The organism is Salinimicrobium tongyeongense (genome assembly GCF_026109735.1).
GTDB classification, from domain to species: Bacteria; Bacteroidota; Bacteroidia; order Flavobacteriales; family Flavobacteriaceae; genus Salinimicrobium; species Salinimicrobium tongyeongense.
In genome coordinates, this window is record NZ_CP069620.1 from 919,186 (window position 1) to 944,081 (window position 24,896).

Annotated in this window: 13 protein-coding genes and 1 pseudogene; all 14 read right to left on the reverse strand. The window is 43.3% G+C overall.

What is annotated here, in order from left to right; translation table 11 throughout:
- Positions 1 to 13: 13 nt before the first annotated feature.
- The 14 genes and pseudogenes from JRG66_RS04065 to uxuA all read right to left on the reverse strand — a co-directional run bounded on the left by JRG66_RS04065 (position 14) and on the right by uxuA (position 24,896).
- Positions 14 to 1,429, reverse strand: a complete 1,416-nt coding sequence (locus JRG66_RS04065; protein ID WP_265164465.1) for a TolC family protein — start codon at positions 1,427 to 1,429, stop codon at positions 14 to 16.
- The gene (locus tag JRG66_RS04070) at positions 1,429 to 2,784 is read right to left on the reverse strand and encodes an HlyD family secretion protein (protein WP_265164467.1); all 1,356 of its coding nucleotides are present in this window, start codon (positions 2,782 to 2,784) and stop codon (positions 1,429 to 1,431) included. Before JRG66_RS04070 ends, JRG66_RS04065 begins: the two co-directional genes overlap by 1 nt.
- Positions 2,777 to 4,459 (reverse strand): peptidase domain-containing ABC transporter, encoded by a 1,683-nt coding sequence (locus JRG66_RS04075; protein WP_265164468.1) that lies wholly within the window; start codon positions 4,457 to 4,459, stop codon positions 2,777 to 2,779. Before JRG66_RS04075 ends, JRG66_RS04070 begins: the two co-directional genes overlap by 8 nt.
- Entirely contained in the window at positions 4,452 to 5,138 is a 687-nt protein-coding gene (locus JRG66_RS04080; protein WP_265164470.1) for a TetR/AcrR family transcriptional regulator, read from the reverse strand. The genes JRG66_RS04075 and JRG66_RS04080 overlap by 8 nt, the downstream gene beginning before the upstream one ends.
- Positions 5,139 to 5,684: 546 nt before the next feature.
- Positions 5,685 to 6,140: a hypothetical protein gene (locus JRG66_RS04085; protein ID WP_265164472.1), complete on the reverse strand. Its 456-nt coding sequence runs from the start codon at positions 6,138 to 6,140 to the stop codon at positions 5,685 to 5,687.
- 502 nt (positions 6,141 to 6,642) lie between these two features.
- A pseudogene (locus JRG66_RS04090) lies at positions 6,643 to 7,956 on the reverse strand (alanine/glycine:cation symporter family protein); the annotation flags it as partial.
- On the reverse strand, positions 7,922 to 8,158 hold the full coding sequence (locus tag JRG66_RS04095) for a LytR/AlgR family response regulator transcription factor (protein WP_265164473.1): 237 nt from the start codon (positions 8,156 to 8,158) through the stop codon (positions 7,922 to 7,924). The gene JRG66_RS04095 and the pseudogene JRG66_RS04090, both read right to left, overlap by 35 nt.
- A 192-nt stretch (positions 8,159 to 8,350) precedes the next feature.
- Positions 8,351 to 9,244 carry a PorP/SprF family type IX secretion system membrane protein gene (locus JRG66_RS04100; RefSeq protein ID WP_265164474.1) on the reverse strand — a complete coding sequence of 298 codons (894 nt, stop codon included), beginning with the start codon at positions 9,242 to 9,244 and terminating at the stop codon, positions 8,351 to 8,353.
- 11 nt (positions 9,245 to 9,255) lie between these two features.
- On the reverse strand, positions 9,256 to 16,623 hold the full coding sequence (locus JRG66_RS04105) for an HYR domain-containing protein (RefSeq protein ID WP_265164475.1): 7,368 nt from the start codon (positions 16,621 to 16,623) through the stop codon (positions 9,256 to 9,258).
- 568 nt (positions 16,624 to 17,191) lie between these two features.
- Positions 17,192 to 18,358 carry a helix-turn-helix domain-containing protein gene (locus JRG66_RS04110; RefSeq protein ID WP_265164477.1) on the reverse strand — a complete coding sequence of 389 codons (1,167 nt, stop codon included), beginning with the start codon at positions 18,356 to 18,358 and terminating at the stop codon, positions 17,192 to 17,194.
- 333 nt (positions 18,359 to 18,691) lie between these two features.
- On the reverse strand, positions 18,692 to 19,678 hold the full coding sequence (locus tag JRG66_RS04115) for an aldo/keto reductase (RefSeq protein ID WP_265164478.1): 987 nt from the start codon (positions 19,676 to 19,678) through the stop codon (positions 18,692 to 18,694).
- Between the two features lie 10 nt (positions 19,679 to 19,688).
- Positions 19,689 to 22,568, reverse strand: a complete 2,880-nt coding sequence (locus JRG66_RS04120) for a glycosyl hydrolase 115 family protein (RefSeq protein ID WP_265164479.1) — start codon at positions 22,566 to 22,568, stop codon at positions 19,689 to 19,691.
- A gap of 11 nt (positions 22,569 to 22,579) precedes the next feature.
- Positions 22,580 to 23,722, reverse strand: coding sequence for an endo-1,4-beta-xylanase (locus JRG66_RS04125; protein ID WP_265164480.1), 1,143 nt, complete (start codon positions 23,720 to 23,722; stop codon positions 22,580 to 22,582).
- 4 nt (positions 23,723 to 23,726) lie between these two features.
- Positions 23,727 to 24,896, reverse strand: coding sequence for a mannonate dehydratase (gene uxuA, locus JRG66_RS04130; protein ID WP_265164482.1), 1,170 nt, complete (start codon positions 24,894 to 24,896; stop codon positions 23,727 to 23,729).

Consider the following 24,896-nt stretch of genomic DNA (forward strand, 5'->3'; position numbering starts at 1 on the left):
ATTCCGTTTTTTGTTATTGCTGAATTTCTGCTTCGACATCCGGTATTACCCCTAGGCTGCGATATAGTTGAGCCCTGGTGGTTAGAAATTTTGTAAAAAGCTCGGTTTGTTTTAACCGGGCTTGTATTAGCTTTGTCTCCCTTGAATTGATCAGAAAAAGGGAACTTTCTCCAAAACTGAATTTTCGCTCTTCGGCATTTAACAGTCGCTCGTAGTTTTCTACCATTTCTGAAGTTAACCTTATTTGCTCTACATAAGAATCCAGTTCCTGCATTAATCCGTCGACTTTATTTTCTATTTGCCGGCGGTTCAATTCCAGTTCAAGGGAAGCATCTTCAATTTTGTATTCGGCCAACTTCAGCTCACCGCGCTCCTTCCGAAGAAAAAGTGGAAAACTTACATTTAGACCGGCTTTATAGTTTGAAGTATCAATATGATCAATGAGTTCAGGTTCCGGAGTAATGAAGTTATATTCCAAATCTATTTTTGGCAAAAGCTTATTAACCTTCAAACGCCGCTCCACTCTTAGTGCTTTCAGTTTTGCCTCCAGGGCCCTTAATTTAGGATGCCCTTCAAAAATGGCATTTTTCACACCCTTTTCTGTTTGCACCTCAAGAACTTCATCCTGCAAGAAATCAACTTCAGGCACAGTTCCAGGCTGTAATTCTACCGGCACATTATTGTCCAGCCAAAGAAAGGTGGAAACTTCAAGCTTTTGTTTTAGCAGTTTAACCTTTGTCTGCTCTAACTGAAGCAGGCGTTCCTGAAGCGCAATACCTGCTTCAACAGTATCTATAGCTGCGATCTCCCCAAAGTCAGCACTCCTCCCAATCCCATCTGATCTTTGCCGGGGGTTGGCCACAAATTCCTGGTACACTTCAAGTTCTTTTTGAAGCCTTGCCCAGTTGAGATATGCCAGGGAAGCTTCAAAGAGCACTTCGGCTATCATAAGGTTTTTTTCTGCTTCAGTTTGCTCCTTTAAGGCCCTGGCTGAACGAAGTGCCGCCCGTCTTTTGTCCATAATCAAGCCCTGGGCGATAGATAATGATACTCCGGCAGCAAACAGGCCTTCGGGAGGAACTTTGCGTTGAGGATTCAGGTATGCACCTTTATTCTGCTCAAAGCCGGCCTTTAATTCCACACCATACCAGGTGGGAATTTTAAAAGTGGAATTTAAGACATCATAATATTCGGTGCCTTTAAACTCCTTACGACTGTAGTCTACTTCCAGCTTGGGATCAAAAGCCCCTCTTGCTTTTAAAAGTTCGGCTTCGCCCATTTCAAGCTGAAGGTTTACCTGTCTCACCATAGGATGATACTGCTTCACGTAGGCTAAAAATTCCGGATAGCTCAAAACCTGGGTTGGGGTTTCCTGTGCGTTTAAAATCAAAACCTGCAGGAATAATACACCGGCCAAAATAAGTCTCATCACTTCTGCTTTTTCTGGTTTTCAACAACTACTTCAGGCTGGTAATAATCTGGTGGAAAGCCGTTAAGGTTTCTCCATATTTCATACCAGATAGGCACCTCATCGAGCAGGGCCAGGGTTGTAGCCCCCGAACCAATTCTCAGCCCTCGGGGCCAGGGCTCATCTTCGGGATCTGGTGCCAACAGAACACGGTATTTTCCATTCTGACTTATAAAATTATCTACGGCAACAATCTTTGCACCATAAGTTCCGTAGGAAAGGTTTTCCCAACCGCTAAACACTATGGAAGGCCAGCCTTCAAATTGCACCCTAACCTTCTCGCCCTCGTGCATTAGAGGCACATCAAGCGGTCTCACGTAAGTCTCTACCGCCAAATCAAAATCGGCCGGCATAATCTCCACCAGCCTCTCCCCTTCCTTGAAAGTTTCACCCAAACCTGCTTTTAATACCTTATTAATATAGCCTTTTTGAGGGGCCAGTACATAGTACATCTGGTTGCGAATAGCGTAATTGCTATAGTCGTTTTGCAACTTGCTCACCTGGGCCGCAGCATCATACTGGCTGGAACGCGCCGTATGCAAATCGCTTTGCGCCTTGGAAACCTTATCGCTGTATTCGGCGGCTATCCTGTTAATTTCAAGCTGGGCATTGATAACCTCATTCCGGCTCGCCAGCAATTTATTTTCCTGAGAAATTAGTTTGGCCCTGGAATCCTGCAGCTTTTGCCTTTTTTCCTCAACATCGGGCAGTGCTTTTAGCCCTTCCTGCTGCAGCTGTTGTGTTCGCTCAAACTGAGCCTGTGCAATATCCAGGTTAGCCTTTACAGCTTCAAGATCTATGCTGTCACTTTCCAGCTTTAGCCGGGCCTGCCGCAGTTTGTTCAAAGCCTGCTGCCTTTTTAACTCCCTTTCATTTCCCAGTGCATTAATTTGAGAGGAAAGTGCCTTAATTTTTTCGGCATAGGACTCCACGGAACCCGATTTTGCAGATAACTGCTCGGCGGTTCTTTCTACCAGTAAAGGGTCAAAATATTCCCCTTTTACTTCGGAAATATGAAGAATTGTATCTCCTTTTTGCACGAACTCCCCCTCCTGCACATACCATTTTTCAATCTTCCCCGGAATTGGGGATTGAATGGTTTGGGGCCGATGTTCGGGCATAAGAGTGGTGACATAGCCTTTGCCACTTACATTTTGCGTCCAGGGCAGAAAGAGGATGATCAACAAGGCTATAAAAGCGGCTAACAAAAACCTATTGAAGTATTTATAGTGCCTTTTGTGAAGCGCCCTTTTTCCTGCTTCAAACTTCTCAAGGTCTACCTCATTGCCTACAGGATATTTTGATATATTAAGCATGTTCTAACTCTATTGTTTCTTTGATCCTTCCGTTTTCCAGAATGATCTTTCTACTACATACATTTTCCCAAAGTTCATTTCTGCTGGCCACTACTATAGACCAGCTGTGTTTTTTATCGGCTAAAAACCCAATAAGCCTTACAGCCTCTTCTCTATTGAAAAGCTCAAGAGGTTCTTTGAGAATAAGGAGTTCAGGTTTTTTAAGAATAGCCCGCGCCAGGATGATCTTTTTTCGCTCCAGGTTTGACATAAATTTTCCTTCAGGATAGATCACGCTGTTGAGGCCGTTTGACTGCAGCTTTAAAAATTGAGAAAGCCCCACCACCTTTATCACCTCCATCACTTCCTTTTCACTTACACCGGGATTGCCAAAACTGAGGTTTTCAAGCAGGCTTCCCTCAAAGGGTACTTCTTCGGGAAAGTAGACCCCCACCCTGCTCCTAAAGCCATTGATCTGAAGGCTTTTAATTGAAAGGTCATTAACATACACATGGCCTGAAGAGGCTTCGGTAACACCCGAAACCAGCTTTAAAAGACTGGTTTTTCCGCTTCCGTTACTACCAGATACAATAAGTTTTTCCCCCGGAAGTATCTTCAGGTTGATATCCTTCAGAATCACCAGGTCTGAATCTTCAGCTCGATAATCAACATTAGAAAGTTCAATGCAAAGCGGTTCATCCAGAGAAAGCTTATTCTCTGCCGTTTGTTTCTCAATTTTCATATCCAGCACCCCTCCAAGTTTTTCCAGGGAAGTGAGCACGTCGTAAATAGATTCGAGTCCGCGGGTAAGTTTTTCAACAGAGCTCATTATCAAAAGAATGATGATCTCGGCTGCCACAAACTGCCCGATATTCATTTCCTGATTAAGTACCAGGAGCCCTCCCACTGCAAGAAGGCCACCGGTTACCAGCACTTTGAATACGATCATTTTAATATACTGAATGCGCAGCACCCCAAAATGACCTTCGCGGGCCGCCAAATATTTCATGGTATATTTGTCATTTTTGACGAGTGAAAGACTGGTATTCCCCGAAAGTTTGAAGCTGAGCAGAGAACGCGCGATTTCCTGAAGCCAGTGCGCCACCTTATACTTGCTCTTTGATTCCTCAAGACTGGTCTCCATGCCGCGGCGAGCCGTAAACCTAAACACAAGGTAAATAAGACTTACCAGCAGAAGTCCAAAAATGATAAAAAGAGGATGGTACAGCGACAGCAGAATAAGCCCGAAAATAATTTGAACCAGGGCCGCAGGAAAATCGAGTAACAACTTCGAAATTCCCTTTTGAACTGAAAGAATATCAAAAAAACGATTGGCCTGCTCTGGGGGATAAGAATTCTTAAACTCGTTCATTTTTATCTTCGGAAACCTGTAGGCAAATTCAAAAGAGCCACGGGTAAATATCTTTTGCTGAATGTTCTCCACAATCCGGAGCTGCATGAGTTCAAGAACCCCTACAAAACCCACTGCGACAGTTACGAGCACCACGAGAATTATCCAGGAAGTACTAATTCTTCCGCCCTGAATAAAATTAACTATAGCCTGGATTCCCAGGGGAACCGAGAGGTTGAGAAGTCCGGCAAAAATGGCATAATAGAAGGTTTGTAAAATATCCCTTCTGTCAAGTTTGAGTAATCCCTGCAGGCGCTTTAAAGGGGAGGCTGATTCTTTAGCCATTATTTTTCAGGTTTAAAACATTTAGAACCATGTGAGTAAAATAGTCTGAAGGCAGAATAGTTTCACTACACTCTGTCAATGAAGGAAAGTGTTCTTTCAGAAAAAACTGGTGAAGAGAACCCTCGAGAATTGTACTTGCAAGAGATGAAGGATAAGGATAATCGCTTCTCACCTCCAGGATCATCTCCCTAAGCCTTAACACAAGCCGATGGTGAACTGCAAAAAAGCCTTCTTTATTCTCCCTGTCTACCTCCTTGGTAAGATAGGATTTTGAAAATTCGTTCACCACTACCCTGCTAAGCACAACCTCATCTATATGAGAGATCACAGCATCTTTTTCTACCTGCCGGGTGAGCACCTGCACGGCCTTTTGAAGCTTTGCAGAGGCATCGGCAATATTGGCGGTAGAAAAAACCAGTTGATATTCTTTCCATGCCCAATACCAGGAAGTAAGGTACAAGAGAAGTTTATGTTTATTCTCAAAGTACCTGTAAACAGAACTTTCGTTAGAATTTATTTCTTTTCCTAACTTTTTAAAAGTGAATTGTTCAAAGCCCATGCGATCAATAAGCAGGATACTCTGTTGAATAATTCTCCTGCCCAGGTCTGTAGATTCGGGGTCTTTAAGATAAAGCTTATCATTGACCTCAATTTTTATTTGAGAAAGTAAGTGCTTCATAAATAAATTTTTAGCCTGCAAATTAATAGTAAAACTTTCAAATATAAAAGCACTACTATTTTAAATAGAGGCTTTACAATTATCCTGCCATTATCAGCAGTTAACCTGAAAATATTGATGAGCGAGATCTAAAAACCCGGAAGAAGGAAATTAACGCAACTAGTATAAAATTGTTTTGCCCGTAAAGCTAAAGGAGAAGAAATGTTTTTCAAGGATTCACCTATGCCCCTTGGAAACCCCACCATCATTTTTGATTAGCTACCAAAAAGGGCAAAATTCATCGCTGTTATTTATGTCGATGGGAAGGATGCCAGCCATGACAAAAACCTGAAACGCTACAGTAGTAAAAAAGTAACAGGAGATCCAAATCCAAATTATCTTCTGGCAGCAGAGTCGCAATTACAATAAAACCTGCCAAAAAAGCTGAAATAAGCACCTATTTCCTGAACCCTAATTAAAAGCAGAATGAAAAAAGCAACCTTTCTTAGCATAAGGCTAAATTTTAGAGTTGAACCATTGTGAATCGATAAACCGGAAGCAGAAATATTACTTTTTCGGGTTCATGTACTCATAATTTTCCCAATTGCCGGGCAATTGATTGGTTACCTCCAGTTTATTGGAAGAAATTGTGGGTTTAACCCTTATCACTTTCAGTGAATCTGTAACCGTGACCACATGTTCACTGCGCATATTCACCAAATCAAGATGCCTAAGCTTAAATATATGCTTTCCGTTTTCCAGTCGAATAATCACGTAATCTTTTGCCCTTAACTGGCCTAAATTCTTATCATCCAGAACAATGTTCAATTGAGAAGTATTGTCACTGGTATGAAGAATGTTAGCATCGTTATAAATTAGCACTGTCCCATTGCCAAGACGCTCCAAATTAACCTCTTCGTTTTTGGTTTGAACCAAATTATATTCTGAAGGAATAGGCTTTAAAGCACAGGAGGACAACATTACGGCTGCAAAAATTGCAGTGGCAGAAGTGAGGTATTTCATTTTTCTAATCCTGATTGATTAAACATGAGCATTAACAGCATCTTAAAAATGCCATTTTTGAGAAGGTATTCAACACACGAAAATTTCTTATTGCGACTATGTCAAAAAACCAAAACTATAGCCCCACAAAAACCACCTGTATTAATGTTAACTTTATCTTAAAAATAGAAAAAATCTGAAACATTTTGAAGTCTTCAGTAAAAATTTAAAAAATGAAGTTCTAATATTTAACAGCTTTTATCTCAGAGTTAACCTAAAACGAAAAATCTCAAAATGCGGAATTGGACTCCAAATTACCCAGCCTCATTTCAAAGTAAGGTTTCAAAAATGACATTTTTTGGGCAGCCTTTCTCAAGTTTGTTACAGGAAATTACTCCTCAGCCTGCTACTTCAGCCTAAGTCCAAAAGTTTCAATTCCCATAAAAATCTTCAGAAACTAACTTTTCATAAAATCCCTGGTCAGCATTAAAAGATTCAGCAAAATTCCAAATACAACATCAAATTAAGCCGCTTTAGAAACCGGTTTTTCTTTATTTCTTCGGAAGAGTTCCCCGGCCTTCAGCTTTCGGTTATATTCCTGCAGGTCATTTTTCACCTCGCCCGACATAATATACAAACCGATAATATTAGGAAATGACATGGTTAAGATCAACATGTCTGAAAAATTGAGCACAGCTCCTAATCCCACAGAAGCTCCAATGACCACAAAAATTAAAAAAATCACTTTGTAGATCACTTCACTTTTTACGCTTTTTCCGAAGAGGTAAGTCCACGCGCGCATTCCGTAGTAAGACCAGGAGATCATGGTAGAAAAAGCGAAGAGGAAGACCACCAGCGATAAAAGGTACGGGAACCAGGAAATTACGCTTGCAAAGGCATCTGATGTCAGCTGCACTCCTCCCACCCCCTGTACTTCGTGCATCCCGGTAAAGATCAACACCAGGGCCGTAAGCGTACAAATCACCACCGTATCAATAAACGGCTCCAGCAGGGCGACATAACCTTCGGAAGCGGGATGATGTGTTTTGCCCGCACTGTGGGCAATAGCCGCAGAACCAACCCCCGATTCACTCGAAAAGGCTGCCCGCTGAAAGCCCACTACCATCACGCCTATAATACCACCTTTGAGAGCCGTCGCGTTAAAAGCTCCGTCGTAAATGGCAGTAAGCGCAGGACCAAGATTTTCAATATTCACAAAAATAACCACAAAGGCAGCAATTACATAGATCGCGGCCATCAATGGCACCACCCGCCCGGTAAATTTGCCAATTCTCTCTATGCCCCCCAGGATCACCGCCCCCACTAAAAGTGCTACCGCCACTCCAAACCAAAAGCCGTAGCCTTCTAAAAATGCGAATTGGCCGGCAAGAATCTCGTAAGACTGGTTTGACTGGAACATGGTGCCGCCCCCAAAAGTGGCCCCTATACACAGCAGGGCGAAAAGTGCTGCCAAAAATTTGCCCAGTCCTTTGAGGTTTCGTTTTTCAAGGCCGTACCGCAAATAATTCATGGGGCCGCCAAAGATGCGTCCCTGGCGGTTAATAACCCGGTATTTTAGACCCAGGGTACACTCCACGAACTTGGAAGCCATTCCTAAAAGTCCGGCAATGATCATCCAGAAGGTAGCTCCTGCCCCACCCATTGAAATGGCAATCGCGACCCCGGCAATATTACCCAGCCCAACCGTGGCCGACACCGCAGTAGCCATAGTTTGAAAATGCGTGATCTTTCCGGGTGCATCGGGGTCGTCAAATTTTCCGCTGGCAAGCTGCAGGGAATGTTTAAATCCGCGAAAATTGATAAACCCCATTTTTAAAAAGCTCAAAACCATTCTTTTCAGGCATTTGAATATCCAGAAAAACTAGCTCCGGCTCATGGTTCCTAATTGCCGCCACCCCTGCATCTACCGAATTGCATTTCTCCACAATATTTACCCGGTTGGGAAAATACCTGTCAAGGGTCTTCTCCAGCAAATCGCGGGCTTTAAGCTCATCATCGATAATTACTGCTTTTATCATATAACAATATTACATTTTGTATGATTTTGTTAAGGTATCAAAAATGTCAAAATCGGGCAGCTTTTTTCTTCGGAAGTTTTTTGCTTCAGCCTTAAACAACAACAATCTGCCGGATATTCCTATCACGGCAGATTGTTGTTTTATTACTTCTGAAATAAATCCTGAAGGGTAATCAAGATCAGAAGCTTTCTTCTAATCCTTCAGCGTAAACCTTACGAACAGCTCATGGGTGCCGTTGCTTGTATTTTGTAATTCTGAACGCAGGGAAGATTCGTAGGCGTACCCAAAGTCAAACCAGTCGATCACCTTGATCAGGGCAAGGCCGCTTATGGCCTCATCGGTCCGGTAAGCTGCTCCCACTTCAAAGTTGTTATGAATGTTCATAAGGGCCGTAAAATCTACGGAAACCGGGGCTCCATTTACGTAGCGCAGCATCACAGAAGGTTTTAACTCCAGGGTGCTGTTCAGCCTGAAGTCGTATCCTCCGCTTAAATACATATGCACCCTGTCTGCCGCCGTGGTTACTATGCCTTCCTCTTCGCGGGCCCGCTTGGTCTCCAGGATCTTTGGGGCCGACAGAGAAATATAGTATTTCTCATGCCTTAAATAAGCCCCCACCCCTACGTTGGGGTTGAACCGGCTAAGGCCAACCAGCGAAGGATCCAGGTCGTAATTCCAGGTCTCAAGTTCGGAGGTTTTCACATCATAAAAGTTCCCACCTGCTTTCAGGCCAAGAAAAAGATCGAGTTGCTCGTTCATGGGCAGCCTGTAAGAAAAGTCGGCAGTTACAAAGGTTTGCTTTTCCACAAAAGTGCGGTCATTTTCTACCGAAAGGCCCACACCCACTCTTTTCCCGGCATAGGTGCCAAAGGAAAAAGCCTGGGCCTCGGGGGCATTTTTCACCCCACTCCACTGACTCCTGAAAATACCTGCAAAAGTGGTATTCCCATCGGCCCCGGCATAAGCCGGGTTCACGATGTTCATGTTCTGGCGGTAAAAAGTGTACGAATTCTGTTGTTGCGCATAAAAAGTTGTTCCGGTGAATATCAGGAACAATACGGTAATTTTATTGATATATCTTTTCATTGTGAGCTTCATTATTTAGTTAAGTACAACCATCCGTCTTTATCCAGGTTCTTTCCGTCTAGGTAGATCTGGAAATAATAGGAGCCTTCGGGCAGTGCATCGCCGTTGTACGTACCGTCCCATTCATTCTGGTAAGCCGACTGTCTAAAGATCTCTTTGCCCCAGCGGTTGTAAATGATCACAAGGGAATTGGAATGATTCTCAATATTTACCACCCTCCAGGTGTCGTTAATACCGTCACCGTTTGGCGTCATGGCTTCAGAAGCAAGGATCTCAACCGTATCACAGGCATCACCTTTTCCGTCTTTATCGATGTCTTCCTGACCAGGATTGTAAGCCAGCGGACAGTTGTCACCTTCATCTAGAATTCCGTCGCCGTCATCGTCTGGGTCAATGATATCTCCCAGGCCATCGCCATCGGTATCTGTCTGATCGGGGTTTGGAACTAAGGGTGCATTGTCAGCATCATCAGGAATACCATCATTGTCATCGTCATCATCACAGTTGTCTTTCATGCCGTCGGAATCATTGTCTCCAAAGCTGTTTCGAACCTCTACAATGGCTTCGGCAGTTCCAACATTTCCGCTGTGATCGGTAACACTAAGCAAGACGAAGTTCATCCCTTCATTGTCACATCCAAAGCTGGTCACATCCAGGCTCATGGAAGCAATTCCGCAGTTATCAAACACCTCATCATAGACATCTTCGGCCATGATACTGGCCAGGCCATTTTCGTCAAGCTCTAGCACGATGTCTTTCGCAATCACCACGGGAGCGGTTTCATCAAGAATGGTCACCGTTGCCACGCTGGCGGTGATATTGCCGTTCACATCGGTTACCGTCACCGTCACATCTTTTGTGGCACCGGTTGCACAGTCAAAGCGGGTCTCACCTAACGTAATGCTGCCAACAGCGCAGTTATCGGTAGCACTTTCCACCACATCTTCAGTGGTGATAGTCACCTTCCCGTCATCATCAAGCTGTACGCTAATGTTTTTGACCACAACTACAGGAGCAATGTTGTCTTCAACAGTCACAACTGCTTCGGAAGAAGCTGTATTTCCATTGTTGTCTTCAACACTAAGCACCACAGTGTTCTCTCCAACATTTGAGCAGTCAAAAATGGCATTATCAAGAGACATTTCTGAAATTCCGCAGGCATCTGAAGAGCCGTTGTCGATCATCGCCGGAGTGATGGTCGCGTTTCCTTCAGCATCAAGCTGCACGCTGATGTTTTGGGTTACCACAACCGGAGCTACATTATCTTCGACAGTTACAACTGCTTCGGAAGAAGCCCTATTGCCATTGTTGTCTTCAACACTAAGCACCACCGTATTCTCCCCGACATTAGAGCAGTCAAAAGTGTCATTATCAAGAGTCATTTCTGAAATTCCGCAGGCATCTGATGAACCGTTGTCGATCATTTCAGGAGTGATTGTTGCATTTCCTGAGGCATCAAGCTGTACAGTGATGTTTTGGGTCAGCACCACAGGAGCTACTTTATCTTCAATAGTTACAACTGCTTCGGAAGAAGCTGTATTTCCATTATTGTCTTCAACTGTTAGAACTACAGTATTCTCCCCGACATTTGAGCAGTCAAAAGTGGCATTATCAAGGGACATTTCTGAAATTCCACAGGCATCTGATGAACCGTTGTCGATCATTTCAGGAGTGATAGTTGCATTTCCTGAGGCATCAAGCTGTACAGTGATGTTTTGGGTCAGCACCACAGGAGCTACTTTATCTTCAACAGTTACAACTGCTTCGGAAGAAGCTGTATTTCCATTATTGTCTTCAACTGTTAGAACTACAGTATTCTCCCCGACATTTGAGCAGTCAAAAGTGGCAATATCAAGAGACATTTCTGAAATTCCGCAGGCATCTGATGAACCGTTGTCGATATCTTCAGGAGTGATGGCCCCGTTTCCTTCAGCATCAAGCTGCACGGTGATGTTTTGAGTGACCACAACCGGAGCTACGTTATCTTCAACAGTCACAACTGCTTCGGAAGAAGCTGTATTTCCATTGTTGTCTTCAACGGTAAGCACTACAGTATTCTCCCCAACATTTGAGCAGTCAAAAGTGGCAATATCAAGGGACATTTCTGAAATTCCGCAGGCATCAGATGAACCGTTGTCGATCATTTCCGGAGTGATGGTCGCGTTTCCTTCAGCATCCAATTGCACGGTGATGTTTTGAGTGACCACAACCGGAGCAACATTATCTTCTACAGTTACTATAGCTTCCGCAGAAGTTGTGTTTCCGTTATTATCTTCAACAGTAAGCACTACCGTATTCTCTCCAACATTTGAGCAGTCAAAAATGGCATTATCCAGAGTCATTTCTGAAATCCCGCAGGCATCGGCAGAGCCGTTATCGATCATCGCCGGAGTGATGGTTGCGTTTCCTTCAGCATCAAGTTGAACTGTGATCTCTTGGGTAATTACCACCGGCGCAACATTGTCTTCAACAGTGACTATGGCTTCAGAAGAACTGATGTTCCCATTGTTGTCTTCAACAGTAAGCGTTACCGTATTCTCCCCAACATGAGAGCAGTCAAAAGTGGCATTATCCAAAGTCATTTCTGAAATTCCGCAGGCATCGGATGAACCGTTGTCGATATCTTCAGGAGTGATGGTCGCATTTCCTTCAGCATCAAGCTGCACGGTGATGTTTTGGGTCAGCACCACAGGAGCTACTTTATCTTCAACAGTTACAACTGCTTCGGAAGAAGCTGTATTTCCATTGTTGTCTTCAACTGTTAGAACTACAGTATTCTCCCCGACATTTGAGCAGTCAAAAGTGGCAATATCAAGAGACATTTCTGAAATTCCGCAGGCATCTGATGAACCGTTGTCGATATCTTCAGGAGTGATGGCCGCGTTTCCTTCAGCATCAAGCTGCACGCTGATGTTTTGAGTGACGACAACAGGTGCAACGTTGTCTTCAACAGTTACAACTGCTTCGGAAGAAGCCGTATTTCCATTGTTGTCTTCTAGAGTAAGCACTACCATGTTCTCCCCGACATTTGAGCAGTCAAAAATGGCATTATCAAGCGTCATTTCTGAAATTCCGCAGGCATCTGAAGAACCGTTGTCAATCATCGTCGGAGTGATGGTTGCGTTTCCTTCAGCATCCAATTGCACGGTGATGTTTTGAGTGACGACAACCGGAGTAACATTGTCTTCAACAGTCACGGTTGCTTCAGAAGAAGCCGTATTTCCATTGTTATCTTCAACGATAAGTACCACCGTGTTCTCCCCCACATTTGAGCAGTCAAAAGTGGCAATATCAAGCGTCATTTCTGAAATCCCACAGGCATCTGATGAACCGTTGTCGATATCTTCAGGAGTTATGGTTGCGTTTCCTTCAGCATCAAGCTGCAAGGTGATGTTTTGGGTCAGCACCACAGGAGCTACTTTATCTTCAACAGTTACAACTGCTTCGGAAGAAGCTGTATTTCCATTATTGTCTTCAACTGTTAGAACTACAGTATTCTCCCCGACATTTGAGCAGTCAAAAGTGGCAATATCAAGAGACATTTCTGAAATTCCGCAGGCATCGGAAGAACCGTTGTCGATCATCGCCGGAGTGATGGTCGCGTTTCCTTCAGCATCAAGCTGCACGGTGATGTTTTGAGTGACCACAACCGGAGCTACGTTATCTTCAACAGTCACGATTGCTTCGGAAGAAGTGGTGTTTCCATTGTTATCTTCCACAGTAAGCACCACAGTGTTCTCTCCAACATTTGAGCAGTCAAAAATGGCATTATCAAGCGTCATTTCTGAAATTCCGCAGGCATCTGAAGAACCGTTGTCGATCAATTCAGGAGTGATAGTTGCATTTCCTGAGGCATCAAGCTGTACAGTGATGTTTTGAATTTCTACCAATGGAACCTGCTTATCTTCAACAGTAACATCAAAGCTACAGGTTTCGGTATTGCCAGAAGTATCGGTTACCGTCCAGGTTACTGTAGTTGTACCTACAGGATAAGTATCACTGGCATCGTCTGTGTTGTTGAAATCATTTACTACGGATTCTATTCCACTATTATCTGAATAAACCGGCTGCGCAATTTCTATGTAGGCATTACATTCATCCAGATCATTTGTTTGTACAATATTCTCAACACATTCAATCTGTGGTTTTATGTCATCAACTACTGTTAATTTTACAGTCACAGTAGCGCGATTACCTGCCCCATCAAATGCAGAGATTAATATTTGCTGCTCCCCGAGGTCATTAGTGTCGAAGTCAGTTTGACTTAAATGCCATTCGGCTATGCCGCAGTTATCTGTAGAATTTTGATCAAAAGTTTGATAAGTGACAGTAGCCTGGCCATTCTCATCCAGGGAGATTTCGGCATCTGTAAGATTCAATACCGGGATATCGGCATCCTGGATCATTACCATTGCCTGGGCAGAACTTTCATTAAGATTTTCATCCCTTACAGTTAAAGTAACTGCTGTGCTCTTGGCTAAAACCCAATTATCATAATAGGTAATTTCGGAAAATTCGGCATCTGCATTTCCGCTATTATTTATTACACTATTTGTATTTAAAGAATCAAAATTGAAATCTCCAATTAAACCGGTGCTGCCCGGAGACACTCCATTTACCAAATGATCATTGATTATTGTTTCTGAAAGACTTTGGTTCCAGATCTTCACTTCTTTCATTAGACCATTAAAATGGTTGTCCCCATCCCGGCTTAGACCTATTCTTACCTCTCCATTACTGGCATCTGAAACTCTCGTATTTTTAGTTTCACTCATCATTTTTCCATTGATGAAGACCTGCATCATTTGGGTACCCGAGTCGTAGGATAGGGCGATGTGATTCCAAACATTAAATTCTACAGAGTTCTCGGGTGTAGAAACCCAGGTCCATCCCCCACGGTTAAAGGCGTCCATACCAAAAATGATACTTCCATTAGACTGGATTCTGGATATAATTGACAGATCTCCATAATCTTCATGTCTTTTTGAAAATAATTCCCCAGCATTAGCATCCGGTTTTACCCAGGCTTCAAAAGCAAAGCTTGTGCTGCTGCTAAAATTGAAGGGCTGGTTGCCATTTATTGTGAGATAATTAGTTCCTGAAAAATCGAAACTTCCAGTCGTAAGAACATCTGCACAGTTAAATACTGTTCTGTCCAGAATTAAACTTTCTATTCCGCAGGCATCAGATGAGCCTTTTTCTATCATTTCAGGAGTGATAAGCGTATTTCCTGAGGCGTCCAGTTGAACAGTTATGTCTTGAGTAACTACTGCAGGTGAAGTTTGATCCTCTACAGTAATCTCAAATGAAACCTCAGTTGTATTTCCGGAAAAGTCCATTGTTCTGTAGGTTACTTCGCTGCTTCCGGGAACTAAAAATTCCTCCTGTAGCGGCCCCGCAATTTGCTGCGTAGGAAGGTTCGGAGTTACTCCCGAAACATCCACTGTAACTTCAAGATCTGTAATTAATGTACCATAATGTCCTGCCCAATGTTCTGCATCGTCACCTCCATGTTCTACGTATATATAACGCACACCTTCACCGTAACCGGTAAAAGTATGACTCACTGTTGCCCAGGCAGCAGAAGCGGTAAGTAACCCCGTATCATAAGTGGCCAGGATATTGTCTTCAGCATCTCTTAGCTGTACTTTTAAATAATAAGTGTCGGCATAATTTGGCCAGGTACCAGCGTATTTTTCAGAAACCACGATGTCGGGAGAGGTATTAAGTGTTTCCCTATCATATCCCTGTACCATTAAGTCAATTTTCTGACTTTTGATCCCCATGCTGTAAGAGCTTAAGAACCTGCTGCCACTGGTTGTCCAACCATTTCCGCCAGATTGGTTGATGGTCCAGCCGGCGAGACCACCGTTGGCATTCCCGTTATAAGCAAGATTTCCATTTAGAGAACAATTATCTGTAGTAGTGATCCTGTATGCAGGATAAGCTCCACAGAGATCCTCTTCTGTAGGAAATGTTGTTTGTTCTGGTGCTATAAGCGAAGGGGGTGTATTCTCCCACACTGTGACTGTAGCTGTTTCCGTTATGGAATTTCCGTCTGGATCTGTCGCTGTTACTTCTACAGTATTGGGCCCAAGGTGGGAACAATCAAAAACAGACTGGTTAAGACTGAAACTTATTTCTTCGGAACAATTATCTGTCACCGCATCAACAAGTTCAGAAGCGTTGATGGTGACAGAATTGTCTTCTCCCAGGAAAACCGCCAGAGGTTTAGTTGTGAGTTCGGGGGCCTGGGTATCTTCAACTACAACGGTTATGTTTGTTGGGCAATCAAGTGAAGTATCACTGGTCGCCGTAAAAGTTGTGGTTTCGTTTATTATAAATGGAACACCATTTACTACTCCATTATCCCAGGTTATATTACCTCCATTTTCTGAGGTTGCCGTTAAGGTAACACTGTTCCCTGAACATTGATTGTTAGTTGGAGATTGAGAAATTGAAAGGGGAGAACAAAGTAATGTGATCACCACTTGGCCATCTCCAGGATTTACACCAGCCGTATTTGCCTGGTTCGTACCGGAATTAAAGGAACCTCCACCGCCGCCCTGTTGGCCGCAATTTGTTGCATAACCGGCTCCACCCCCACCGGAGTATCCGCCGCCGCCGCCGCCGTATCCGCAGTTAGTTCCTCCACCACCTCCTCCTCCGAAGCCTCCACCTTGGGTGACATCATTTTCATTATGGCCTCCAATAGCGCCATTTAAAAAGGAGTAACCACCCTCAGTGGGGTTTCTTTTACCAGGAAGTCCGTTTGTTTCAAATCCACCTCCTCCGCCTCCGACAATGTTAAGAGTTGTTCCGTATGCTCCACCTTGTCCATCAATACCTCCAGTACCACCACCTGGAGAATCGAAGGCTGTAGTTAAAGTTCCTCCACCAGCATTTTGATGGGAATAACGACCACCACCTCCGCCGCCGGCGGCGATAAGTATTGGTGTATTATCCATATAAGTGATAAAGCTTCCACCACCACCACCAGCACCTTCCATATCTATTGTGGGAGTTCCTTTTTGTCCCACCACAATCTTGATTCTTTCTCCTGCTGTTAAAAGGAACTCTCCTTGCATTGAGGCACCAAACCCACCGGGAAATAAATTGCTATCCCCTCCAGCTGCTCCTAATGCGGTAATTTGATAGGTCCCTGTCACGGGCACAACCCATTCCTGAATTCCCTGAGTGTTTATGGTTACACTCTCCTCCAAAGAGGTTCCCACATAAGCTGAATTCACCTGTTCTTGTGTAGGTCCGGTACGTCCTGATGCTCCTGCCGGAGTAAATTCAAATGTTTGACCTAAGGCCGATCCAAACTGCAGGAGAAAAAGGAAAGAAAGAAATTTTAAAAAGTAGTTTTGTTTCATGTACTTAAGATTGGTTAAAAGTGTTAATAGGTTGGTGTTTTAATAAGTTCTTAAGGTTTTGTTATTAAAAACGGCAAATGTATCCTATTTTAACATTGGTAGCGCAATTAGTTTAAATTTGATATTTTATTTTAGACGAAATGCTATTTTTTAGGTTAAAAGGATGATTTTAATTGCTGTTGTTGTGACAATCAATAAATCGCTTATAGATTTTGAGACTTTTAGAGGCTTTCCGACATTATTTATATATTAGTAGTAACAATTAAAAATTATTTGAGTTTATACAGATCAGAATTAATCTCCGTTGGTATAAAGGAGAAAAATCTTGAAAGAAACTGCTTCTTAATAAAAAGTTAAAGCTTGCGAATTTAGATTAGAACATAAATACTGGCAATACCCACTTCTGGGTATATCTTTATAAGAAACACCATATTAATTCAAAGGTTGCCGGAATTACAGTGGCAAAAAAACCTTAAAAAAACGTTAATGCAGATAAAATCCTACAAATGATGTATTCAAATTAAATTTGAAGACGTGCTTATTTCTGAAACACAGCAGCTTCACAGCATCAGTTCAAGGTGCCAGCATATTCGCTAGGGCTTATTTCTACAAAGGTTTTGAAGGTTTTACTAAAGGAAGTTCTGCTGGTAAAACCACATTCGCTGGCCAAAGCTTCAATAGTGTTGTTTTCTAAATAGCCACCTGCAATAAGTTGCTTTGCATGCTCCATGCGCAGACTATTCTTGTAGGAGGCAAAGCTTAATCCGTATTGTTGTTTGAGGAAATATGAGATATGGTGCGAAGGCATTTGCAGTTCCCTTGCACATTCGGTGAGGTTGAAACTTTGGTTGAGGTAAAGTTTTCTCTCCTTCAAAGTCTCCAGTTTCAATTTGACCTCCTTTTCATCAAGACCAAATTTGAGTTCATCATCCTGCTGCTTTTCTTGTTTCACAGGATTTGAAGAAGATACTGCTGATTGAGGATATCCATGTAAAATACTGGGGAAGTAAAGTGGAATAACCCCAATTAAAAAAAGGGCCGTATAAAGGGTAAAGGTGATAATACCCCCGCTTTCCCCTATCACCAGCCATGAACGGAATTCCGTATTGACCAGCATTTTTTCAAGGGCATACAAAATAGCCAGGATTGCCATGACCATAAGGATACCCCAAAAAATGATGAGCCAGTTATTGAGAATCGATTTTAATTTATCCCTGTTCCCTTTCCTTATAAACCGGATAATCTGGGGTAAGAGGATAATCAAAACCCCTAACTGCCAAACATGGCGTATAAGCAGGTGTTGATCTAAAGTAAGCAGCCAGTATTCCACTTCCAGCCTTGTGGTAGGAGATGAGATGGTATGGGCGATGATGTCGTTATAAAGATCTGCCGGTTGAAGGTAAACATAACTTACATCTATAACCCCCAGGAAAAATGGAATAAATAAAAGCAGATCGGTGTTCTTCCAGTTAAGCTTATCGGTTAAAACCACCTGAAAGTAATAATATATGGGAATAAAAATAAGGTGATAAAGTAACAGAGGCCATAGAAAGAACCAGGTAAAGTGTTCTAAATAGCCCCCGTCTATAATATAAGCCTGTAAGGCATATAGCGAAAGAAGAAAGTAGAAACTTCCCAGAATTCGGGTGGCAAGTGTATTTGTTGACCTCTTAAAAAATAAAGTAGTTGATAAGACAAAGCCAAATATGGCAGCAATTAATAATATTACTATCAAGACATCCTTTTATAAATGTTATTCCCCTTTAACATTTTTGGAAATTTTAGCACAGTTTCATGGACAAAATAGGTTCACAAAATGCATTTAAAAAAACAGCACGAAGTAAATCAATATTTCCCGAAAATCCCAAAAATATAATGATGACCACTTTATAAGGGAATAATCCAACAATCACTGGCTTAGAAAGCTGCCCTGACCGAAGCTGATAAAGCTTCTTCTGAAAAAAAGTTTTGCTGAAAATCCATTTAAAACAAAGATCCCGTCAAAAATGAATTGACGGGATCTCAAAAATGATGTTTTTAATAACAATTTATCACTGCCTGAAATATTCTACCACCGCTGATGTACTTCCTCTTTAATAAAGTCTTCATACACGCGGTTCATTTGCTCAATTTGATCTTCAGAAAGACCGGGAGCGTCATAAACCGACACATTGGAGCGCAAATGCTCTACTTTTGAGGCCCCGGGAATGACGGTGCCCACTTCAGGCTGCCTCAGTATCCACTTTAAGGCCATGGGCGCCAGATTTTCTTTATCGGGAAAAACAGCTTTTAAAGCATTAGCTGCCTCTACCCCCCTTTCAAAATTCACCCCCGCAAAAGTTTCCCCTTTGTCAAAAGCTTCCCCGTTGCGATTAAAATTACGGTGGTCTTCGGGAGAGAAATGTGAGTTTTTACTGAACTTTCCGGTTAAGAGTCCGCTGGCCAATGGCACTCTTACAATGATCCCAACGTTCTTCTGGCTGGCCATTTTAAAGAATTTTTCCTGCGGACGCTGCCGGAACAGGTTATAAATGATCTGAACCGATGAAACATTCTCGTATTCCAGGGCTTTTATCCCCTCTTCCACCTTTTCCACGCTCACGCCCAGCTTATCTATTTTTCCCTGCTTCTGAAGTTGCTCAAAAACCTGGAAGATCTCAGGCCTGTAATAGACATCTGTAGGCGGGCAATGTAACTGAATAAGGTCCAGTCTATCCAGGCCGGTATTCTTCAGGCTATCCTCTACAAATTTAGTTAAAGCTTCGGGGGTATAGCCTTCATTTACATGAGGCGATATCCTGCGGCCACATTTGGTGGCCACGTAAATCTTTTCAGATCTTGCTCTCACCACTCTCCCTACTGCCGCTTCACTCAGGCCATCTTCATAAACATCGGCCGTATCAATAAAGTTCACACCACTGTCTATGGCCGTGTTCAAAATCTCTTCAGCTTTTTTATCATCGAAACCCGATCCCCATTTACCTCCAACCTGCCAGGTACCCAGCGAGATCTCAGAGATTTTGAATCCTGTCTTTCCTAAAATGCGATATTCCATCTTCTTTTATTTAATTCTTCTCAATTTTAGCACTTTCCGGCGGGCCGAGATAGGAGTCTTCAACTTCTCCTGTTTTCAATACGATCTTTTGTAACACGGGACCTGTTTCAACAGCCCATATTTTTAAAGTATGCGCTCCCGGCTTCCCAACATTTATTATGCTGCGAACCCGGGTGACATTATTACTTACCGAAGCAGCCCAGCCATCTTTAGTGTCTTGGTGCAAATTAAGCATTTGTGGTTCTTTATCATCAACAGAGACCGCAAAATTAAGTCCGCCTTTATTCAGGTAGTCCAGCGTGGGAGAAAAAAACAATACCAGTTCCGCTTCTCCTTCATTTTGGGTGAAAATATCATAAGTCAGATATGGATTATTCAGGCTAAACTCTTCGTGTACAGGCGCCCCTGGAAAAGCTGCCATGGCCGATCCTGTCCTGCCAAGGTTGGGGATAAGCTGCCAGCCTCTGCCCTCTTTTTGAACATTTTCTGAAAAATTGGCCGCTTCCATAGAAATATAGCCGTTGCTCTCTACAAAGCCATGAATATTTTCATCCCGCGGGTTGTTAACCGGAACTTCAACAGTTATTTTTTTCCCAGTGCCTTTAATTTGGAAAGAGCCACGAGTGCTTCCCTTAGGAGCTTCTTCCCAATTCACACTCACCAAAAGCCGTTTTTGATCTTCTATTGTCCCCTTTTCTTCAGAAATCTCTATCCATTTTGACTTCTTCTGAATTTTATACTGAAAAGGTTTTTGGCCTTTATTAAAAACTTCCACGTAAAACTCCTGGTCATTGAAGGGGTCAAAAGCAGGTAAGCTGCCAGAAGAATTTCTGTCAAAAGTGGCATTTTTGGAAGCCTGTACAGCCACACCCATTTCAGCTTCTTGGGGAATTTTTATCTCCCTTACTTCGGGCATATTGTTCTGCTCTGGCTGCTGCCAGTACGTGTAACCAATGTGCGTTTGAGACATCATGTGGTTCCACTTTCCGTTTGCCAGTTCGGTATGATATTCTTCAGTTAAAGCGGCATCTTTCGCAAAAAGCGCTTTCACCTTCTCTGCATATTTATTGGCTGCGGCCCGGCCCTGTTTTGCGTAAAGCCGGTTTTTACCTGCCGCCACATAAAGTTCATTAAGGTTAGCCGAAGCTTTAACAGGAAAAAGCACTAACTGAAAGTACGCATCTTTATATTCCTGCGGAATTTCAGCATAAATCCCTTCTGCCTTTTCAACCAGTGCATTGTAGTCTTTAACAATATCTTCGGCTTCGCTGAAGCTGGTAAGGCTGTAAGTTTCGGGGCTTATAAGTTCCGGTTTGCGGCGGCTGTTGTACTTGGTGTAGGTAAGCAAAAGATCTGCAATCTTTTCGGAATATTTTTCATTGAACTGTTTTTCTGCCCAGGTAACCGTATAATTTCTTAGATCATCGGCTGAAATTTCTTCAGGATCCCATGCGTAATCAAGAAAAAAACTAATGGGAAATTCCATAGGCTTGATATCGCCCACATTTACGATCCATAATTCATTTGCTCCATACTGGTAGGCAAGGTTCATCTGCTCCCAAACCCTGGAGATTTGGGTAGTATTAAGCCATTTATAGTTTCTTGGCCCTCCCACGTAATCATAGTGATAGTAAATCCCGTAACCTCCCGCTCTGGGCTTATCTTTTGGGTTGGGAAGTTTCCTGATATTCCCCCAGTTATCATCTGCCAAAAGCAGAGTGACATCATCGGGGACCCGCATTCCCTGGTCGTAATAATCCTGTACTTCTTTATACAATGCCCAAACCTGCGGAGTCTCTTCGGAAGGTTTCCCGCTTACATCTGCGATGATCTCCCGCTGGTCTTTTACAATTTTTTCCAGAAGTTCAATGGCCGTGCCTTCGCTCATGGGCTCGTCACCATCACCTCTCATCCCAATGGTAACCACACTTTCGTAATCTCCCATTCTTTCAATACCGTCTCTCCAGAATTTACGCAGGTTTTCAGGGTTTTTGTTATAGTCCCATTCGCCTTCCCCATAGCGCCGCCATTCATCATGCGCCCTCATTAAAGGCTCATGGTGGGAAGTTCCTATCACCACTCCGTACTCATCGGCTAATTCGGGGTTCTTTGGATCGTCATCGTAAAAAGCCCTGCCCCACATCGCCGGCCACAAGTAATTCCCTTTTAACCGCAGGATGAGTTCATAAACATGCTTATAAAACTCGCTGTTGAACCCGCCGAACTTCTCTCCGGCCCAACCCGATAGTGCTGGTGCTTCATCATTTATAAAAATCCCCCTGTACTTTACTTTTGGTGTGCCATCAGAAAATTTCCCGGGCTTCACGTACAGTTCTTCAGCCTTATCTGAAGGCACATCGGCCCAAAAATGCCATGGAGAGACTCCAATTTCTTCAGAAAGGTCATAGGTCCCAAAGATGGTTCCGCGTTTATCACTGCCCACAATTACCAGCGCCTGTTCCAGGCCAGGCAAAGGTTGAGCCACTGTTTGTATGGAAAAAGCCTCCCATTTTCCTTTTATTTCTGAAACTTCAAGTTTTCTGCTTTCTACCAGCTTATCAATAAGACTGCTGCTCCCCAGGGTCCCAATAATAACGGCCCGCGCTGCACCGACTTCAGAATTCAGGTTCAATTCCGGAAGTTCGCCTGTAACCCGTTCAATATCGCGCACAAGATCTCCCGCAACGCGAATTACTCCCTGGTGGTCATTTTCAGCAACATAAACGGGGGCTGCTCCTTTTCTGGTCATCAACGGAAAATATCCTTCGCCAGCCCCAGTAACAATGTAACTATCCTGCGCAAAAACAGCAGGTATTGAAAGAACTGCGACAAAAACGGCTGCCAGAAAAACTTTTGCTTCCGAAGGAGTTGGAAAATAGGTTTTTTTCATAACTTTTATTTTTATTCCTCTTCGAAATTGATTACTTCATAATAAGCATTTTTTGGCTTAAATTCTTCATCAAACAGCAAAGGGTAATTCTTTCTTCCCTCTACCGGGTAATGATCTAACCAGGAATACCTGTCAGACAGGTTCCAGAAAGTCACGCCTGTAAGCACATCTTTGTAATCTCTAAAGACTTCAAAAAACATATCGTAAGCTTCTAGCTGTTTCTGTTCCAGCTCTGGTGTAAATTCATCCGATTCTCCGGGTTTTAATTCCCGCTGATCTTTTTCCCACGGATAAAGGGAGACATCAAGTTCGGTGATTTGCACCTCAAGCCCCAGCGAAGAGTACATATCAAGCGCCTTTCGCAATTCTTCTTCGGAAGGGCCAAAAATTGACCAGTGCCCCTGAATACCAACCCCGTCTATAGGCACATCATTTTCTACAAGGGACTTTAGCATTTTGTAGATCCTGTCCCGTTTTTCAGGAATAATGGCATTATAGTCATTATAGTAGAGTTTCGCATCAGGATCGGCCGCACGGGCATACTCAAAGGCTTTGGCAATGAAATCTTCGCCTATAATTTCCAGCCAGGCTGACTTCCGAAGTAATTCATCGGGGTTATCAGAAATGGCTTCATTCACCACATCCCATGCGTAGATGGTACCTTTATAGCGGCTCACTACCGAATCTATATGGGTTTTCATCCTGCCAAGCAGCTCTTCCCTGTCAACCTGTTTTCCGTTTTCATCTTCAAAGATCCAGTCACCGGCCTGTTGGTGCCAAACCAAAGCATGGCCCCGCATTTTTAGATCATGCTCTCGGGCAAAAGCGGCGATCTTATCGGCATCTTCCCAGTGAAACCTGTTTTTTTCGGGGTGGATGGGCCCCATTTTCATGACATTTTCGGGAGTCATGCTATTAAAATGCGCAAGCAGAAGTTCTGCCGACTCACCCTCTACGGTATTTGGCGCAACTGCCACCCCAACGGGAAAATAGTCTTTGTAGTAATCTTTCAGCCCCTTTTGCTGTGTTGCATTCTGGCCGTTCTGTACAACCGGTTCGGCTTCTTTTTCTTCTGTGGTCGATTTACACCCCAAAACCCCACCTGTGATAAGCAGGGCAAGGGCTGCATTTTTCATTACTTTTAAATATGCCATTGCTTTATTTTATTGTTTCTTCCAGTCCTTTTTCCAATCCCCGCAATTCGGCCAGGCCTTTAAGCCTGCCTATGTAGGAGTAACCGGCATAATATTTTTTATCCCTCTCCATGCTATGAAGGTACCCGTGATCTGGCCGCATGGGCAGGCTTTGCCCTCTTTGCTGCATAAGCAGGAGGATATTCTTCACAATCCTGCTCATAGGGGCATCGCCATCCAGGTGATTTGATTCCCTGAACACGCCATTTGCCTCTTTGCGCACACTTCGAAGGTGAAGAAAATGTATTCTATCTTTAAAACTTTCCAGGATCTCCAAAAGGTCATTTTTGGGGTGCGATCCCAATGAGCCCGTACAATAGCACAATCCGTTAGCTTTAATATCCACTTTCTCCAGGATATGCTCAATATCGTCACGGGTGCTTACCACTCTGGGCAGCCCCAGTACGGGAAATGGCGGATCATCGGGGTGTATGGCGAGCTGCACACCGGCTTCTTCGGCCACAGGCGCCACTTCTGAAAGAAAACTCACAAGGTTTTCCCTCAGTTTTTCTTCATTAATGTGCCGGTAAGATTCCAGCTGCTCTAAAATGACTTCTGGGGTGAAGTTTTCTGTACTTCCGGGCAAACCTAAAAGAATACTTCGGAAAAGTTCTGCTTTCTCTTCTTCTGAAATCTGTTTTTGAAGTTGTTTTGCTGCTGAAATAACATCTTCAGCATGATCTTTTTCAGCAGAAGGTCTTTTCAGCAGAAAGAGGTCAAAAAAAGCAAATTTTACGGGGTCGTATTCCAGCACGAATGCTCCCTCTTCATTTTCGGCATAATGCTCGGTCCTCACCCAGTCAAGAATGGGCATAAAATTATAAGCCACCACTGGTATTCCGCATTTCCCGATATTTTTCAGGCTTTCCTTGTAATTTTCTATATAAACCTTATAATTTCCTGAAGCTTTTTTGATGTCTTCATGCACCGGCAAGCTCTCAATCACGCTCCACTGCAGCCCATGAGCTTCAATGGCTGATTTCCTCTCTAAAATGGCATTTTTGGACCATATTTCCCCTACCGGGATTTCATGCAGGGCGGTTACTATCCCCGAGATCCCGGCCTGCTTGAGTTCTTTTAGCGACAGTACATCATTGGGGCCGTACCATCGCATGGTTTGCGTCATTTTATACAT